Raw genomic sequence first — 17,218 nt, forward strand, 5'->3', positions numbered from 1 at the left:
TCTGCCATCATTCTAGGTGTTGGCAGAGCGATTGGGGAGACGATGGCTGTTATCATGGTTGCGGGGAATCAAGCTGTGCTACCGCAAAATTTGACATCTGGGGTTCGTACGCTGACCACCAATATTGTCATGGAGATGGGCTATTCCAGTGGTTTACACCGCAGAGCTCTTATTGCAACAGGCGTAGTGCTCTTTGTCTTTATCTTAATCATCAATATCAGCTTTTCAGTAATCAATAAAGAGGACTAGTATGGAAAATATCAATCAAAGAAACTGGAAGGAGCGTCTTCTGTCACGAAAAAAAGATAAGCTTTCTTTGTTATTATTTTGTTTGGTTTATCTCATGGCTCTTCTGAGCTTCTTGGCGATTATTTTTATTGTTGCTTATATCTTAATCATGGGGCTTCCTCATATCCAGATTAACCTCTTTGCTTGGACTTATGATAGTGAGAATGTTTCACTCATGCCAGCTCTTATCAACACGATTTACATGATTGTATTGACCTTATTGATTGCAGTACCGGTTGGTATTGGAGGTTCCATTTACCTAACGGAGTATGCGCGTCGTGACAATCCTATGGTCAAGTTAATCCGTATAGCTGCTCAGACCCTGTCTGGTATTCCCTCTATCATTTACGGTTTATTTGGCTCTCTCTTTTTGGTTAAATACCTGCATTTGGGCTTGTCCCTCATATCTGGTGCCATCACACTGGCTATTATGATTTTACCAGTGATTATTCAGACAACTGAAGAGGCTTTGCTATCGGTTCCTGATTTATATCGTGAGGGAGCTTTTGCCCTAGGGGCAGGAAAACTTAGAACCATTTTTAAAATTGTTCTACCAAGTGCCATGTCAGGTATTTTTGCAGGGGTCGTTCTGGCTATTGGGCGCATTATCGGAGAATCCGCAGCCTTGATTTTTACAGCGGGGACAGTGGCAGAAGTAGCTAAGAGCATTTTTAGTTCCACACGTACCTTGGCTGTACACATGTACACTATTTCAGGCGAAGGCCTTTATGTCAACCAGACATACGCAACAGCCGTGATTCTGTTGCTATTGGTTCTTGTTGTGAATTTTATTTCAGGTTTAATTGCAAAACGCTTAGGAAGTAGGACAGCTGATGAGTAAATTAGTCATTAACCATTTGGATTTATATTACAATGATTTTCAAGCCTTGAAAAATATTAATTTAGAGATTGAGGCTAATGAAATTACCGCCTTCATTGGACCGTCGGGTTGTGGGAAATCAACCCTCTTAAAAAGTCTCAACCGCATGAATGACTTGGTCAAAAATTGTCGGATTACGGGTCAGGTTCTATTAGATGGTGAAGACCTCTATCGCGACATTGATATCAATGTGCTCCGTAAAAAGGTGGGGATGGTTTTCCAAAAGCCCAATCCTTTTCCAATGAGTATTTATGATAATATTGCCTTTGGACCGCGCACTCATGGCATTCACAATAAAACTCAGCTAGATGAGGTTGTGGAGAAGTCCCTTCGACAGGCTGCTATTTGGGATGAAGTCAAGGATAGACTGAACAAGTCGGCTTTGGGTATGTCGGGTGGTCAGCAACAACGTCTTTGCATCGCTCGTGCCTTAGCCGTAGAGCCAGATATTCTCCTGATGGATGAGCCAACATCGGCTTTAGATCCTATTTCAACAGCCAAAATTGAAGAACTGGTCATTGAGCTTAAGAAAAAATATACCATTGTTATAGTGACTCATAACATGCAGCAGGCTGTTCGCATTTCAGATAAGACAGCCTTCTTCCTCCTAGGAGAGGTAGTTGAATACAATAAGACTAGTCAATTGTTCTCTCTGCCTCAAGATGAAAGAACAGAAAATTATATTACGGGGAGATTCGGATGATTCGCAGCAGATTTGAAAATCAGCTTCATAGGCTTAATAACGACATGATTCTTATGGGTGCTCTCTGTGAGGATATTATTTCAAAATCCATTGAACTCCTGAGTGGTGATAGTAGCAGTGCTGAAAATGCACTTAGCATTTACCAAAAAATTGAACAATTAGAGCGTGATATTGAAGCACAGTGCTTAAAGTTACTCTTACTCCAGCAACCAGTTGCTTCAGACCTTCGTCATATTTCTGCTGCCTTAAAAATGGTCTACGACCTAAAGCGGATCGGTGCGCAGGCAGCCGAAGTGGCTGAAATTGTCGGTGCAGGTCGCATCCAATCAGAAAAGGAGTTGGCTGGACTTCATGTAATGGTTGACCATGTTTTAGGCATGGTAACAACTGGCATAGATGCCTTTGTTCAAGAAGATGTTACTTTAGCCAATCAAGTCATTAAAAAAGATGATAAAGTTGACCAAGAATTTGATACAATGAAGAAGAGGTTAATAGCCTACTTTTCGGGAGAAGATGTTGACGGTGAGCAGGCTATTGATGTTCTTATGGTCGCCAAATATATCGAAAGAATTGGTGACCACACAGTTAATATTGCTAAATGGGTGATTTTTTCAATTACAGGGCAGTTAGATGGAGATGTGACATGATTTATTGCGTTGAAGATGATGACGATATTCGAGAACTGGTGCTTTACACTTTGCGAATAGCTGGCTTTGAGGTACAGGGATTTTCTTCCAGCAAACCGTTTTGGGAAATGCTGAGTGAGGCTCCGCTACCTGAACTGATTCTGTTGGATATTATGTTGCCAGAGGAAGATGGGCTTAGTATTTTAAAACGACTGCGGTCATTTAGTGCAATGAAAGAAATTCCTGTCATCATGACAACAGCTAAGGGAACAGAATTTGATAAGGTTAATGGTCTTGATTTGGGGGCTGATGACTATTTAGTCAAGCCTTTTGGAATGATGGAGATGATTTCGCGCATCAAGGCTGTTCTTCGTCGCACACAAGCCAGCCAGTCCCAAGAGGTCGCACTTCGTCTGGGTCAGCTGACCCTAAATAGTAGAAACCATATTGTAACAGTTGAAGGTCAGCGAATTGACTTGACGCGGAAAGAATTTGACCTCTTGTTTCTCCTTATGCGTAATCCTAGTCGTGTATTTACGCGTCAGGAGTTGCTAGATATGGTTTGGGGAGATGATGTCTTGCTTGAAACACGGACGGTTGATGTTCATATCGGCACCTTACGGACAAAGCTAGGAACTTGCGGATCCTACATTCAAACTGTTCGTGGTGTCGGCTACCGCATGGAGGAAGCTTATGACCAAAAGAATCTTTAAATCCATTTTGTCTGCCGCTATCGGCGTCCTACTGGCCTCTCTCATTCTTATCATGGGGGTACTCTACCGCTATTTTACTCAGATTCAATTTGATCAGCTTCACACAGCAAGCTCATTAGTAGCTCAAGGGATTTCAGCGGAAGGAAAAGATTATTTTCAAGGTTTGAAGATTTCTAACGTTCGCATTACTTGGGTGGATAATCTAGGAAACGTTCTCTATGATAGCAAGTCAGATTCTGCTAAAATGGAAAATCATCTCAAGAGAGAAGAAATCAAGGAAGCCTTGACTGAAGGCTACGGTGAAAGCTCTCGTTATTCTTCCACCTTAACGCAGCGCTCTTTTTATGTGGCTCAGCGTCTGGATAATGGCACCATTGTCCGTTTATCTGTCACTCAGCACAGTGTCTTACTTCTTTTACTGAGGATGATTCAGCCTATTTTCTTGATTGTTTTGCTGGCGCTTATCCTGTCAATACTTATCGCCCGCTATACGGCCAATAGAATTGTCCAACCGCTCAACCGTCTAAACCTAGATCAGCCCTTGGCTAATGATGCCTATGAGGAACTGTCGCCCTTGTTACGACGTCTTGACCGTCACCAAAGGGAAATTCTTCATAAAAAAACTCTGCTGGCTAGACATCAGAAGGAATTTGATACCATCATCTCCAAGATTAAAGAAGGAATGATTTTACTAGATGATCAGCGCAGGATTTTAAGTATCAATGGCGCAGCCTTAAGCTTACTGGAGGCAGACGAGTTTAGTAAGGGGCAGGATATTTTAGAAATTACCCGCAATCTCCCTTTAGTTGAACTTGTTGACCGAGGACTCAAAGGTCAAAAATGCGAGGGGCTTGTTATCTTTGATACTAGCACCTACCGAGCTCTTATTCGTCCAATTTTAGCTGATGGTAAAGTGACTGGTCTTGTTCTCCTCTTGTTTGATGTCAGTGAGCAACTCCAAGCTGAGCAAATGAGACGAGAATTTACAGCTAATGTATCTCATGAGCTAAAAACGCCCTTGCATTTGATTTCGGGTTACGCAGAAGTTCTTGCTAATAATCTCGTTTCAAAAGCTGATGCGCAAGCCTTCTCTACAAAGATTTACAAGGAATCACAACGACTCATGAGTTTGGTGGAGGATATCATCAATCTTTCTCAACTAGATGAAGCTTATCAGCTAACCATGGAAGAGGTTGACCTTTACCAAATTGCTAAGAATGTTCAAGATACCCTTTTACCAACAGCTCAAGAGAAGAGAGTCCACCTGCATCTGTCAGGAGAGACCAGCAAACTAAAGGGAAATCCTGTGCTGCTCTACTCTGTTATTTATAACCTCTGCGACAATGCAATTAAGTACAATCGTGAAAATGGCGATGCCTCTATCAAAGTTAAGCCACAAACTAACAAGACTAATCTCTTGGAAAACGAACAAACGCCAACCGAAAGGAACAAACAAGAAAAACACCAGACCTGTAAAAGCGTGCACCGGGTCGAAAAAAACAGCCCAAAAAAAGTTAGAGAAACTGGTATCGCACGATCGAGCAGCAAACAAGCCCGGCCGCCTCATAACCCCAAGATCCAAGGTCAAAATACTGCACCAAAAAGTAATAAAAAGACAAGAACAGGTAACAAACTAGAAAAAACAATGGAAAGAACCAAAAGGAGTCCGCGATACAACAACGTCAACCGCCAATAATACAAGAACAAGAAAGGGAACGAAAAACCAAAACGCAGAAAACAAGAAAAAACCAACAAAGGGTAAAGGGGTAAGAACCCCAACCACACAAGATCACAAAAAGAAATTAAAGGAAGAAAAAAGGAATCCAAAACCTGCAAGATGAGGTAAAAACCGACTACACGCAATAAAAAAGAATATGGAAAGGGTGATGAAATAGGTAACAAAACAGATTGGAGCTCTGACACCCAAAACCACGATTCAAAAAACACGCCAAAGATACACACCGCTATAGCAAAGCGGCAAAGCAAAGGACAAAAACACCCTAATGCCCCAAAACAAATCCAAAAAACACAAGAAAAATAAAGGCCCACACGAAGGAAAAGGCAGACAAACGCGACAAAAAAAACAAAGTAATCAAAAACGTACCCAGTCAACACCGGCCGCCGGTATAGCATAAAGTTTATGAAAAGCCCTGTTTTACAGGGTTTTTTCTTTGTTTTTAATTTGTCTATCCCAAATATTGTCCCAATTTATATTTTTTTCATGATTTCTTCTACTTGTTTGAACTCTTTATCAATTTTTTCTGTAAGTGTATGCCCATAGACTTCAATTAACATTTGAATATCTTTGTGACCAAGTATTTTTGCTACAACTCCCATATCTACATTATTGTGAAGCAGATAAGATCCGTATGTATGTCTTAGTCCTTTAGTTGTAATTTGTGGTTGTATGTCTAGTTCTTTCAGTATTTTTTTTAAAGCTTTATTAACGGTTGCGACCGAAGGTACTCCATGCTCTAGACCATAATGAAAGAAGAGAAATCCTACTTTATTTTTTATTTTGAGTTGCTTATTGATTCTTTCTCTCTCGTTTTTCATATCTGTTAAAACCTTTATTGTTTTATTATCTATTGGTACATATCTCTTTGAGGAATCATTCTTTGCTAAAGTCCATTTCCAAGCTGTTGTATTGTAGCGTTCATGAGTATGCAAATAGTGTTCTTCAAGTTTTGAATCTTCATCAAGTAACCCTATTAATTCTCCATATCTCATACCAGTTTTTGCTATTGTGTATATGATATGATTTACTACGGATTCTTCATAATTTAGGTTATTTTCTAAATATCGGATTAGCTTATGGTAGTCTTCAACACTATGAATATATTTATCTTCTGGTTTTTGTCCATCTTTTCCAGCAAAAAGCTCTATATTACTTGTAAAGTCTTCAATTACGATTCTGTCAGATTGTGCTAATTTAATAGTTTTTCTAATAATAGAATTTATTCTGCTAAGATAGTCATAGCCGACTGTTTCACCGTATATGTTCATGATTCTTTGGTACTCAGTTGCTTTAATATCGACAATTGCTTTATCACCAAAAAGTCGTTTTAGTGTTTCACCATAAATCTTATAATTTTTCTTAGTTTCTTGGGATAAATTTTTCTTTGGTCGAATTTTTAAATCATACCATGTTTGAAACCAATCGTATAGAGAAGTATATCTATCAAGTGTATAACCTTGACGTAATTTTTGTTGAATTTCTAAGGCTGCATTCTCTGCATCTCGTTTAGAATTAAATCCTGACTGATACTCTACAGTCTTACCTTCATTATCTCTGATTTCAAAAAAGAATAATCCCGATTTTTTATTTTTTCTAACACGTGGATTGAATTGAGGAATATACACAAAAAGCCTCCTTAAAACTTCACATGAAGTATTTCTTCAACTGTACTGATTGGTACAGCACCTAGTCTTCTGTTGTTGTAAAATTGAAATCCTTGACTAACAAGAACTTGTTTTGCCTCATGGATTACTTTTCTTGCTGTACCTTCTTTTAACCCCTGTTTTATTAAGTCTTGTTTTGTAATAAGTTGTTTTTCCATCTTGTATTTCCTTCCTTAAACGTAAAAAAGAGACCAAAGGAAAACACCTTTAGTCTTTAGGAGATTATGAAAAAGAAAAGTTTTAGGATTGATAGTAGTATAGCTAGATGAACTTAAACAATCCTTAACTACTTTCCAATGACATAAGTAAATTGTTTTGCGGTTTCTGCATCAAATACACGGTATGAGATGACGCCCAAACCTAGAGCATTTGATTCTGATACCAAGATTGAGCCATCTGATTTTACTTGTTCGACAAAGACAACATGTCCATAAGTTGGATCAGAGTTTGCTTGACCAGGCGCAAATGAAATGGCTGAGTGCTCGGTAGGCGTATGAGTGGTTTGATAACCTGATTTGTTTCTCCAATCGCCACCATTACCCATATACATATCATAAGAGATACCAAATTCTTTTGCTCGGTTATAGACAAACCATGTACATTGTCCCCAAGGGTAGCTAGTTGCATTGTATCCTGAAGTATCAATCGTCTTAACGAGACTATAGCCATCAGGGACACCACTTGCCGTCACGCCTCCTCCATCACGGGATTGACTAGCAGTGCTTTGTGGGGCTTTGGGTGTTCCTCCGTGTTCATCAATGTACTTGTCTAGCTTTTCCATGACCTCAGCTCTACGTTTTCCAGAACCAGACGTATCAGTGAAATAGACCCCACCATCTGTCGCTGGGTTTAAGGTTCCCTTGGCATTCTTTTGAGCTTTCTCATCTTGAATCTTAAAGGTCTCATTCTTATTCTTAATGATAGTAATCTTTGTCAGGTCGGTTACTGCCACTTCATCATTGTATTGTGTAGCATTAGAAGGGTTAGAATCAAAGGCACCATAGCCAAACATGTTAGCTCCCTTTTGAGTAGCGACACCAGATGTCCCAAATGAACTCTCCATTTGAGCAATAGCGACAATCGCTCTCACATCAAGTCCAGATTTTTGAGACCACTCTAAAAGAAGTTTGCCATTAATTCGGCTTTTATCATAAGCAATGCCCGTTGTTTCTAAAAAGCCATCTAACTGTTCAGCGGTAATGCCATACCTATGGACAAGAAGATTATGACTATAGGCATCCCCATCTGACCAATGTTCTACGTAGGTTTGACCTTCAATGACTGAAGCAGAACTGGTTGATGTTATACTACTTGCTCCGACAAAAAGAAAAAGCACCGCAAATAAGGGTGCTAGAAGTGTTGTCAGGAGCCCAAAACGTTTTACTAATTTCATATTAAACCTCCTGAGAACGGAGAATGTTTGGATTGAGTTGTGCTAATTGATCTCTCATGGCTCTCTCTTTTTCGAGATAGTCCTTGAATTTGGTCTTAGGGAGTTCCTGACGGTTCTTTCGCTCCGCTTGAATTCTTTCCTTAGACTTCTGATTATAGGCTGATTGTCGAAGTTGTGAGACTTTCTCACGCTTAGTTTGGATAGCTTGTCCTAATTCTTGGAATCTGTTTCGAGCTTCAGAAGCCTTAATCTTATCCTTGTCATCGTTAGTAGCTACTGACTTAGCATGATAGATGCCATACTCCGCATTTTTAAGTCCTTTTCGGACGTTGAGAATGGCGCTAGCAGCCACTTCACTACGGTGAGCTTGTTTGGCTTTGGCCTCTTTAAAGGCGACATCATAACTATCCCCACGTTTTTCAGCCCGTCTAGCAGAAGATTGAGCCATTGAATCTGAGATAGCCTGACTAGTGACATTGTAGCCTGTACTTGCCACTTGTCGGGTTTTCATGTTAATAGCCTCTTTGGCTAAAGTGGTTGAACCAGCTAGGACACTACCTGCCACAGCAAGTTTAGCCTGAGTATTCTTTTGAACACGACCAAGGGTGTTTTCTTGGAGGACTCTACCAGCTTTATCAATTCGTTGAGTAAAGCGATTAGAGATATGATGAATACGATTGGCAGTCAAGATAGACAAGAAGTAGTTCCGTTTTTTCCAAAGAATAACTAGGACAAAGGCTTTGAGAACATAGCCAACAATCATATTATCAAAACCAATAGCAGTTGTAATGGTTGTCAAAATATTGTTAAAGTAGAGAGCAATCGTAGCTAAGAGAGTCATGAGACCACTAAGAACAATTGTCCCACCAAGTTTCTTGATTAAGTTGAAAAGAATATTCTCAAAGGTTGGTATCATTGAGAAGACCAATGCAAAGGGTGAAAAAACTAAGAGAATTAAAAGAGCGACATTGAGAATGAACTGCATAATGGCAAAGAATATCAAAATCAATCCCATGAGAATCGATTCAAGAACAGCTACAAGGGAGTAGGAGAACATAGCGCCCCAATTTGATTTTAGCATGGTATTTTTAGGGGCATCCTCAGTTCCAGCGAGTTCCTTAATAGAAACTTCACCCGTACCATCAGATACTTTAAAGTCATCATCTCCATCATTATAATCCAGTAGACTCTTAAGTTGAGCAGTAGAGAGGACAAAGCCATTATCGGTATCAGCAGTGTCTGAATTGAGGTAGCTGTAAGGTGTCCAGATAGCTGACTTTGCGTATTCTGTTAAAGCACCAGTGGCGCTTGAACTTGACAGTTTCGTGCCAGTCAAACTTTTGGTGACATTAGACGAAAGGTTGGCAGTAACAGAGGTTGTATTGGTGTAAAAGCGTGAAATGACATAGGTTCCGTCACTATATTTGGAGAAGAATAAGATGCTGCATCCAAATACAAAGAAGAGCCTTAAAAGTGTTTTGAAAAATGACCCGTGCTTAACAAAGTAAACATAAGTAATATAAATGGCCATGCTTGCTCCAATGAGTGGCAACATAACTCCCTTTAAACTGTCAAAAATAGATGCAGTTGCAGTAATAATATCAGAAACATAGTCCGCAAACTGTTGAGGTGATTCAACCAATTTTTCATAAATGGAAGCAAAGATGGTAAAGCAAAATTTGGCTAACCAAAAGACTGCTTGAACCATCTTATTAATTAAGTAAAGCATTGCCGTATCTAATCCAAACCAAGAACCTTCAAACCAGACCTTGCTTGTAATTTGAGGAAGATTATCTTTAACGTAAGTATAATCTACATCTGAGGCAAATACGGTAACTTGTGTGAGTAGTGAACCAATCAAAGTGCTTAGCGCTATGATTGGTTTTAATTTAAACTGTTTCATCCGTCTCCTTTCTAAAAATCTGGTAGAAGTATTTTAAGAGTGTTTGGCTAAACTGCCTGTAATTTGGTTTCTACAGTATCAAAGAGTAGTGTGATTTCTGGGAACATGCCATCAACAGTGATGCGTTCTTTTCTTCCAAAGGTATCAAGGTAAATACATTGTGCCATGGTCATATTACCAAGCCATTCCTTGGTAGTCTCATTGTTAGGAATTTTGAGATAGTCAAGAACGTCATCAATTTCGGTGTCTTCTAAGAAGGCGAATACCGAACCAAAACCTGTACCGTCTTCCTCACTGGATAAGTCATGAACGGATTGTGTAATAAAGACAAGGAAGTTATTTTCAGAACGTCCAACACGTTTCATGCGTTTGAGAATCTGTTTCCCTACAGTGGTTGAATTAAAGAACCAAGCCTCATCGAAAAATTCAATAGTTTCTACCGTCCTGTCCTGTTTTCCAAACTTGGTACAGTAATAGCCTAAGGCATACATGATGGTTAAACTCTTTTTCTCATCAGGTGTTAAGTCATTATTGGCTTTATCATTGGGGAGATTGAGGCCATTAATTTCAAGGATAGTGATTTTAGAATCAACTGAGATGGCTTCATTTTGGCCATCTGAAAAACAGAGAGACAAAATAGACTGATTGACTGCTGTCAACAAGTAGTCACCAGCTTCTTTAACACTATTATCCTCATGTTTTAGGAGGTCTTTAAAAACGTGATTCATTCCCACCTTTTCACCGTGAGCTCTTTTGGCTAAATACTTGTCCAAACTCTTAAGATAGGCATTACGGATACGAAGGCTATTATCTTTTCCAAGTAGGGTATCAATCATGGAATCAGCAAGGTCACGGGCTTCTTGGCCTTTTAGGAAGACTAAGGGGTCAAGGGTACCATGATTCTTCTCATAGCGAGCATCCAAGGTGATAAAGTTGATGGACTTGATGTAGTCTTGGAGTTCTTCAAAATCATTGGATTAAGACTTTTTGGTATTGTTTGCGCATCTCAGCTTTTGGATCGATGTAAAGAATGTTGGTTTTAAGGAGAGAATGGTAGGTAAAAAGGAGTTTGGTCAGAAAGGATTTCCCTGTCCCTGTTTCACCAATAATAGCCACGTGTGGGTTATTGGTAGACTTGTCTTTAACCCCTAGTTTGTTGGCTTGAAGAAGGTTGGTAAAAACAGGACTTGATGACGCTTCAATGGCTTTTTGATAATCCCCTTGCCAAGAATCGATTTGATTGTCAATACGTCCGATGGCAAAGCCAATATCTGTTCCTACCTTCTTTGTCATGAAGAATAAGTTTTCACAAAAAGCTTTAAGGGACATGGCTTGGAGAAAGTTTCTATCTTCTCTATCAAGGGTTTCTGTCATCCGGTTTTTGTAAAAGAGATAGACCTGATCGGCATTGGCTCTAACCACCTCTACAGAGAGTTGATTAAGGGTGGCATAAAGGAGTTCATACTTGGCTTTTAATTCTTCAAGTGTAAAAGCAGTAATGGTTAAGGTATGGAGATAAGTGACCAGTGGTTCATCTTTATCAAATTTGGCCTGTAAATCTTCGAGCAAGAATTTACTCTTGATTACCGATCCTTTTTGGACATCCTCAACCTCTTCAGCTTCCGTAATGGTATTTTTAAGACGCTGTCTAGCCCGCTTGGCTTTTCCTAAAAGTGAGAAGATTCCTTTAGGAAGGGAAAATTGAATCTTAAAGTCAGACTCAACTGGAAAACGCAGGGCTTGTAATTCTTCTTGAAGATGAAGATAAGACATGTTTTCAGGAAGTCCATTGATGGGAAGGAAAGCAACATAAGAGGTTTCTCCCATATTGGTGAGTTTCATAATGTTAACATGTTCAAATTCAATGTTGGTTTCATCTAGATTTTCGATAGCATTATGAACCATTTCAATCTCTGATTCTTTGTTATATACCTGTCCTCGTAAGTATTGAAGGCGGTGGATGAAGATGTTTTCGTCAGTTGTCAGTCGTTGAGCGTTAAGGAGTGAGAGATTGTTTTCTAAGACCTCTTTCTGACTTTGGTAGGCTTCCGTCCAGTTGCTAGGGACGGTCTCACCAATACCTAAGGTATTTAAGACAAGGTTTCTAGAGGAGCGGTAGCCTTCGTAGATAACTGATTTCAAATCCATGGAAACCATTAGTGACTTTAGAGGGACTAGAATAAAATAGTGGTATTCATAGAGTTGGCCAATTTCACTTTCCAAATGGTCAATGGTATTGTTTAAGATATAATCCGCAAGATTCCCAGCTTCCGATTCCCAATCAATATCAAGAGCCAATTTTTGATAGCGAGAGTAGAGGTTCAAATCCATTGGAACCATACGAATTTCAAAGTCATGATAAGTCCTGAGATGACTGAGAGCGGTATAGACAAGGTCTTTGTGCTTCTCTTTGGTTTTCCCATCAACGGAATTGATAACCTTTGAAGGGATTTGATAAATGGCAAAGACTGAACCATCTTTTCTTAAGATGAGGTTATCTTTGATGTCCCAAATGTTATTTTGATAGTTCATGTGTCTTCTTTCGTTTGATGATAGCAGGTGGTCGTTTGTAGATGATCCCCTTGTTCAAGTAGATGCTGTCATGTCTCATGCCATACTGAAAGTAGTATTTCAGATAATCATAGAGGTAAAAGATAAATGTTTTTCCGTCAATCATCAGGTTAGCAAGGGTCTCAGATAAGACCCAAGCGACAAGACCTGATAGTGTTAGTCTTAAGCCTATGGGAAGAAAGACTAGCAAGTTCTCAGACAGAAAGAACAAGGATGAGAAGATGGTTACGGCATAAGCAATACGAGAGAACTTGATGGGTGATTGTAAGGAAAAATCATCATTGATTTTTTGAATCCAATAGGGCTGACTGAGAGCTTGTTTGTAAGAGTAGAGTTTCTTATCCTGTAAGTCTTCCTTCATAACTAGCTCCTATGCTCGAAAATACGGCCAACGATAGACCCAACGGTACTAAGAATAGTTATTGGATTCGTAAGGAAGAAAATAGCTGCTCCACCAATACAAAGAGCTGTAATCGCGCGACCAATTCGTTGGTCTCGGACAGCTTCAATAAATTTCCAGCCTGCTAAGCCAGCCACAATCCAAACGCCAATGTTGTTTACGAACCATTCAAATAAGCTTTGTAGTGTCATTTTGTATCTCCTGTTTCTGTATAGTTTGTAGGGATGGTGTGTTTAAGGTTTTTGACAAAATAGGATTTATCTTTGTCCCTAAGAGTAAGTGTGAAATTCTCGCTATGAGTATTACCAGCCATTTCAAAAGTGACTTGAACATAAGCCATGGTTTCTTTACCTTTTTCCTGATAGTAGCTATAATCTAAGGTCTTGAAAGTTGTGTTTTCAAGTGCTAACAGGTTATTTGCCAACAAATCAAGGTTTTCTTGGTTGCTGGTGTAGTTAGTGAAGAAGAGCTTGATGAAATTGTCCAGCTTTTCCTTAGTTTTTTCACTGGTTGTGGTGTCATCAAGAAAGGTTAGCTCATTTTTATCAGACGTAGCTGTTGCCTTGGAGCTTGTAATGGTGGTGTACCAAGGAAGACCAGCGACATAATAGGTACCCTCTTGTTCACCATAAGGTATGGCAAAGCCAGTCGTGATTTCTTTGGCATCATCCCCTTTTCCTGTTGTAAAGGTGACTTGATAGGTTGCCACGTCTTCTTCAATGGTCAATAGCTTTGAGTTAAGGAGTGATGTTGTTACCCTAGATTGTCCTTGATTTTTAGTCTCAGGAAGGCTTAAATAAAAACTATTGAGGTGTTCTAGTTCTTCACTTTGCTTAGAGGTATCCTCTGACAGTGAAAAGTAACTCGAAACAAAGTCATCCAAAAAGTAGGTCAAACGATAATCTACTGTAGTAGGCTCATTCTTCACTTCTTGAACGATGGTTTGAGGCTTGTTTGTACGTGCCAAACTCGCGACAATGGATAAGAAAGATAGACCAATGATTAGACCTAATCCTGAAAGGAAAAGCCTGTTCATGGTCTTTTGATTTACTTCTCGCATTTCAAAGCCTTGTTTGGGTTTGATACGCTTAAGAAATGTTGTCTTTTTAGTCGTCATTTTTCTCCTTTCTCAGACTTGTATTTTGGCGGTCATCGCACCGTTGACAATAACTTCAAGGGTTGACTTTTTTATCCACCCTCCTTTTCGGAAAATAAAAGTCATGTCATAATATTGAGCTTCCTGATCAAGTGTAATTTCTTTACGCTTTTGGAAAACTTCCCCTTTGACCATTTGAGCGATATGGTCAGCATTTTCTTTCAGGAACTCTTGGACAAAGTAAGACAGGCGAGCCCGAAACTCACCTGTATCTTGTCTGAGCATTTCAATTTCCATATAGCCTCCTTTCTGTCGTGGGCTTATCTTACAAGGAGCTGTTGGCGTAACGCTTTTAGTTCACGATTGACCGTGTAGTAACTGCATTTGTCTAGCTCCCTAAAAATGGCTTGTCGTTCTTGAGCAGTAAGATAAATCTTTTCCTCTCTTGAGGATAGGAGTTTGTGTAACTGTTCAGCAGTCGTCCAAGCCTCATCAAAGTTAAAGTTCTTTAGTTGAAGGGTTAGGTCTTTCAGCAAGTCTAAAAGCTCTTGTCCAAAGTCTTTTGATGCTTTAGGCATGTCTGTCATCAGTACCTCCTTTATTTTGTGGAGAGTTCTTGGAGCTTGTGCCCTTTAGCAACCAGTCGTTTATTGAGACGATTGACTTCAGCGTTTGTTGCATAATAGCCTTTAAGCTCAGAGCGAATACTTTCTAGCTGGTCTGCCGGAAGCTGAATAACATCTTCAGATTTGAACAAGCTATTTAAACGTCCAGCCACTGTCCATGCTTCGTCAAAGTGATACCCTGTCAGAAGGGTTCCCAGTTCTGAAGCAGTTGTTAAGATCTCTTTTTCTAATTTTCCTTGTGTCATAAGTAACCTCGTTTCTATTTAACCGACTTTTCGATAAAAGCCTTTTGGGGTGTTGAGTAACTCACCTGAGGACAGGTAAGTTTGGATACAATTAATCCAAGAATTTGCTTGATAGAAGGTCTGAATTAACTCTTTGTTGTCTTTATCTTTGAGTAGGAGACTGAGCGCTTCAACTTCATCTTGACTAGCAAATTTGTAGTAAACGTCAATGATGTCCATGACTTTCCAATGACGTTGGAGTAAAAAAACAATAATGTAGTCATCATTGTCATAGAGTTGTTCTAAACAAACCTTCAAAAACTTAATCTCTTGAAAGGTAAAGTGGGCTTCAATGTCCCAGTCACAAATACCAGCAATGATGAGTTCACTGTCATAAGGATAACCCTTATCAAGCAAACGTTGACGAATATCCTCCTCGTTGAAGCGTATCAAATCAACTTTGGCCAATTCTTTAGAGTGACCATCCTGAATGATTCTGATGGTTCCAATCATGCGTACATCAGTCCTTCCACAAATTCATCATAAGCTAACCAATCGTTCGATAAGTCATAGGCTTGTTCTTTGGTTAGGATACCTTCATCAACGAATTTATCTAGTTCTTGACGAATTAAGCGAAAGACTTCAGAAAGTTGAAGATTAGAATGAACCTCCTCTTCATCATTTCGATACCAAATCCAAGTCACCCCTTCAGAGCGGTAACGAGAACGTGCAGTAAATACTTCCATTGTTTTCTCCTTTCATTTAGCAGATTGTTTAAGTCGTTTTTCTAACAACTCGCAAAACTCATCCATAAGATTCTCTAAATCAGATGACCTATCCTCAACAACGCTTTCTTTGATTGTCCCAAACAACTGACTAGAATTGACTTGAAAAAAACAGGCTATCTTATCGAGGTTAGCAAAAGTGGGATAGGATTTTTGCTTTTCATAATCTGAAAGATATTGTTTTCCGATACCTAGTTCCTTAGCCAAATCCGTTTGACTAAGCCCAGCTTTTTGTCTTAACCGTTTTAAGTTGGGACCAAAGTTTTGAATGATGTAGTGTTCCAAGTTATCCTCCTTCCTATTCCATTAAGATGCAGCCATCATCTGATAATTTTTCTTAAGGAATTTGAGTTCTTTTTCCATTTTGTCGGTTGGTTTTCCAGAATTCTGAATCATTTTCAGGTATTCAGTGTCCATGATTCTATCAGCCTCTTCCACATAAGCCAATGAGTTTGAGACTTGGAAGAGTAGCCAACGAATAGTTCTGTCAATGGAGTAAGGTTCTGGTTTAACGGAGAGTTGAAGAGGTTCCGCAGAACCAAACATATCTTCCCATTTCTGATCTGGGATATAGGCGCCGTATTGACCGATTCCGTTATAGACGGTCATTTCATTGTTTACTAAGCCACGGGCTAACTCCCCTAATTCTGAACCGTCAATAAATTTTTCAACTAAGCCATGAGCTTTCTCTTGTGCCAATCGGATTTCGTAACGATTCCAAACGCCGAAGGTTTCAAGGGCTTCCTCGACACTGATTTTCTCTTTCTTGGCGTACTCGTAACGCTTTTCATAAAAGTTAAAGAACATATTCGATTGACGAGAACCAAAGTAGAGGGAAATGCCTTGACGGTCATCATCAGTAGCGTCTAGGGAAAGGCTTCCTCCACCCACATGGTTCCAAACTTTAAGATGTTCAAAAATCACTTGTTTTTTATAGACTTGGCTCATTAAATCGGATAAATAAAAATGGCTTGACTCTTGGTCAAACCCACGGTACATTTCATCAAGTGCAATATCTAGACGTGTGACTTGCATATCTCCTCGTTCGTAGAGCATCTTTTCAAGGAATTGTCGCCAATCTAGATTGTGTTTCTCTAAAATCAATTCCATCTGACGACACCCTTGTCCAGAAAGTTGAATGGATATTTGGTAATTATTTCTCTCCTCCTTATCTAAGAAGTCAAAGATCCAAATGTCGCCCCGTCTATAAAGGTGATTGTAATTCAGCAATCCTGTTTCGCTATCGGTGAAATCTTTAAGCGGAACATAGAGGTAAGTCTGAACAAAGTCTTTAAGGTTTTGAACATTCATGAAGGTAATCCTTAGATAGTCGACCATAACACGTAAGGGGCTTTTTTGGTCATAGACCTTAAATCCAATTTTTGATTTGATTTCTTTGAATTTTTCTAGACTGAATTCCCTACGTCCACATTCGTATGACTTTAAGGTTGATAGACTCATATCAGCAATCTCCGCAAACTGCTTTTGACTAACCTTTAGCTCTTTTCTTAGTTTCTGTAGTGTTCTACCATCAATGAGGCATCCCTCCTTTCTAACGCCATTTTAGAACGTGGTGTACAAATTTCGAGCAAAAAGTGTACAAAGTCC

At 39.4% G+C, this 17,218-nt stretch carries 19 protein-coding genes and 2 pseudogenes; 6 read left to right on the forward strand and 15 right to left on the reverse strand.

Annotation, left to right across the window (positions count from 1 at the left end):
* The 6 genes and pseudogenes from F601_RS12170 to F601_RS12175 form a co-directional block, all read left to right on the forward strand.
* A pseudogene (locus F601_RS12170) lies at positions 1-249 on the forward strand (phosphate ABC transporter permease subunit PstC); the annotation flags it as partial.
* 1 nt (position 250) lies between these two features.
* Positions 251-1,129 (forward strand): phosphate ABC transporter permease PstA, encoded by an 879-nt coding sequence (gene pstA / locus F601_RS0102100; protein WP_018164019.1) that lies wholly within the window; start codon positions 251-253, stop codon positions 1,127-1,129.
* The gene (gene pstB / locus F601_RS0102105; protein ID WP_018164020.1) at positions 1,122-1,871 is read left to right on the forward strand and encodes a phosphate ABC transporter ATP-binding protein PstB; all 750 of its coding nucleotides are present in this window, start codon (positions 1,122-1,124) and stop codon (positions 1,869-1,871) included. Before pstA ends, pstB begins: the two co-directional genes overlap by 8 nt.
* Positions 1,868-2,518, forward strand: coding sequence for a phosphate signaling complex protein PhoU (phoU, locus tag F601_RS0102110; RefSeq protein ID WP_018164021.1), 651 nt, complete (start codon positions 1,868-1,870; stop codon positions 2,516-2,518). Before pstB ends, phoU begins: the two co-directional genes overlap by 4 nt.
* Positions 2,515-3,210 carry a winged helix-turn-helix domain-containing protein gene (locus tag F601_RS0102115; RefSeq protein ID WP_018164022.1) on the forward strand — a complete coding sequence of 232 codons (696 nt, stop codon included), beginning with the start codon at positions 2,515-2,517 and terminating at the stop codon, positions 3,208-3,210. The genes phoU and F601_RS0102115 overlap by 4 nt, the downstream gene beginning before the upstream one ends.
* Positions 3,191-4,906 carry a sensor histidine kinase gene (locus F601_RS12175; RefSeq protein ID WP_018164023.1) on the forward strand — a complete coding sequence of 572 codons (1,716 nt, stop codon included), beginning with the start codon at positions 3,191-3,193 and terminating at the stop codon, positions 4,904-4,906. Before F601_RS0102115 ends, F601_RS12175 begins: the two co-directional genes overlap by 20 nt.
* A 512-nt stretch (positions 4,907-5,418) precedes the next feature.
* Here the strand turns inward: F601_RS12175 and F601_RS0102130 are convergent.
* The 15 genes and pseudogenes from F601_RS0102130 to F601_RS0102200 all read right to left on the reverse strand — a co-directional run bounded on the left by F601_RS0102130 (position 5,419) and on the right by F601_RS0102200 (position 17,146).
* Entirely contained in the window at positions 5,419-6,573 is a 1,155-nt protein-coding gene (locus F601_RS0102130) for a tyrosine-type recombinase/integrase (protein WP_018164025.1), read from the reverse strand.
* Between the two features lie 11 nt (positions 6,574-6,584).
* A complete protein-coding gene (locus F601_RS0102135; RefSeq protein ID WP_018164026.1) occupies positions 6,585-6,770 on the reverse strand; it encodes a DUF3173 domain-containing protein in 186 nt (61 codons plus the stop codon).
* Between the two features lie 128 nt (positions 6,771-6,898).
* Entirely contained in the window at positions 6,899-8,005 is a 1,107-nt protein-coding gene (locus F601_RS0102140; RefSeq protein WP_018164027.1) for a CHAP domain-containing protein, read from the reverse strand.
* 1 nt (position 8,006) lies between these two features.
* Entirely contained in the window at positions 8,007-9,908 is a 1,902-nt protein-coding gene (locus F601_RS0102145; protein WP_018164028.1) for a hypothetical protein, read from the reverse strand.
* A gap of 47 nt (positions 9,909-9,955) precedes the next feature.
* A pseudogene (locus F601_RS12180) lies at positions 9,956-12,440 on the reverse strand (ATP-binding protein).
* Positions 12,424-12,840: a TcpE family conjugal transfer membrane protein gene (locus F601_RS0102155; protein ID WP_018164029.1), complete on the reverse strand. Its 417-nt coding sequence runs from the start codon at positions 12,838-12,840 to the stop codon at positions 12,424-12,426. The pseudogene F601_RS12180 and the gene F601_RS0102155 overlap by 17 nt, the downstream one beginning before the upstream one ends.
* 2 nt (positions 12,841-12,842) lie before the next feature.
* Entirely contained in the window at positions 12,843-13,070 is a 228-nt protein-coding gene (locus tag F601_RS0102160; RefSeq protein ID WP_018164030.1) for a TcpD family membrane protein, read from the reverse strand.
* Complete coding sequence (locus F601_RS0102165; protein ID WP_018164031.1) at positions 13,067-13,996, reverse strand: conjugal transfer protein; 930 nt, start codon at positions 13,994-13,996, stop codon at positions 13,067-13,069. The genes F601_RS0102160 and F601_RS0102165 overlap by 4 nt, the downstream gene beginning before the upstream one ends.
* Before the next feature lie 12 nt (positions 13,997-14,008).
* On the reverse strand, positions 14,009-14,272 hold the full coding sequence (locus tag F601_RS0102170) for a hypothetical protein (RefSeq protein WP_018164032.1): 264 nt from the start codon (positions 14,270-14,272) through the stop codon (positions 14,009-14,011).
* Between the two features lie 23 nt (positions 14,273-14,295).
* On the reverse strand, positions 14,296-14,562 hold the full coding sequence (locus tag F601_RS0102175) for a hypothetical protein (RefSeq protein WP_018164033.1): 267 nt from the start codon (positions 14,560-14,562) through the stop codon (positions 14,296-14,298).
* Between the two features lie 11 nt (positions 14,563-14,573).
* The gene (locus F601_RS0102180) at positions 14,574-14,846 is read right to left on the reverse strand and encodes a hypothetical protein (RefSeq protein WP_018164034.1); all 273 of its coding nucleotides are present in this window, start codon (positions 14,844-14,846) and stop codon (positions 14,574-14,576) included.
* Positions 14,847-14,864: 18 nt separating this feature from the next.
* Positions 14,865-15,338, reverse strand: coding sequence for a hypothetical protein (locus tag F601_RS0102185; RefSeq protein WP_018164035.1), 474 nt, complete (start codon positions 15,336-15,338; stop codon positions 14,865-14,867).
* On the reverse strand, positions 15,335-15,571 hold the full coding sequence (locus F601_RS0102190) for a hypothetical protein (protein WP_018164036.1): 237 nt from the start codon (positions 15,569-15,571) through the stop codon (positions 15,335-15,337). The genes F601_RS0102185 and F601_RS0102190 overlap by 4 nt, the downstream gene beginning before the upstream one ends.
* A 12-nt stretch (positions 15,572-15,583) precedes the next feature.
* Entirely contained in the window at positions 15,584-15,895 is a 312-nt protein-coding gene (locus tag F601_RS0102195) for a helix-turn-helix domain-containing protein (protein WP_018164037.1), read from the reverse strand.
* A gap of 21 nt (positions 15,896-15,916) precedes the next feature.
* A complete protein-coding gene (locus F601_RS0102200; protein ID WP_026183068.1) occupies positions 15,917-17,146 on the reverse strand; it encodes a replication initiation factor domain-containing protein in 1,230 nt (409 codons plus the stop codon).
* Positions 17,147-17,218: the final 72 nt, after the last annotated feature.

The organism is Streptococcus henryi DSM 19005 (assembly GCF_000376985.1).
Taxonomy (GTDB): Bacteria; Bacillota; Bacilli; order Lactobacillales; family Streptococcaceae; genus Streptococcus; species Streptococcus henryi.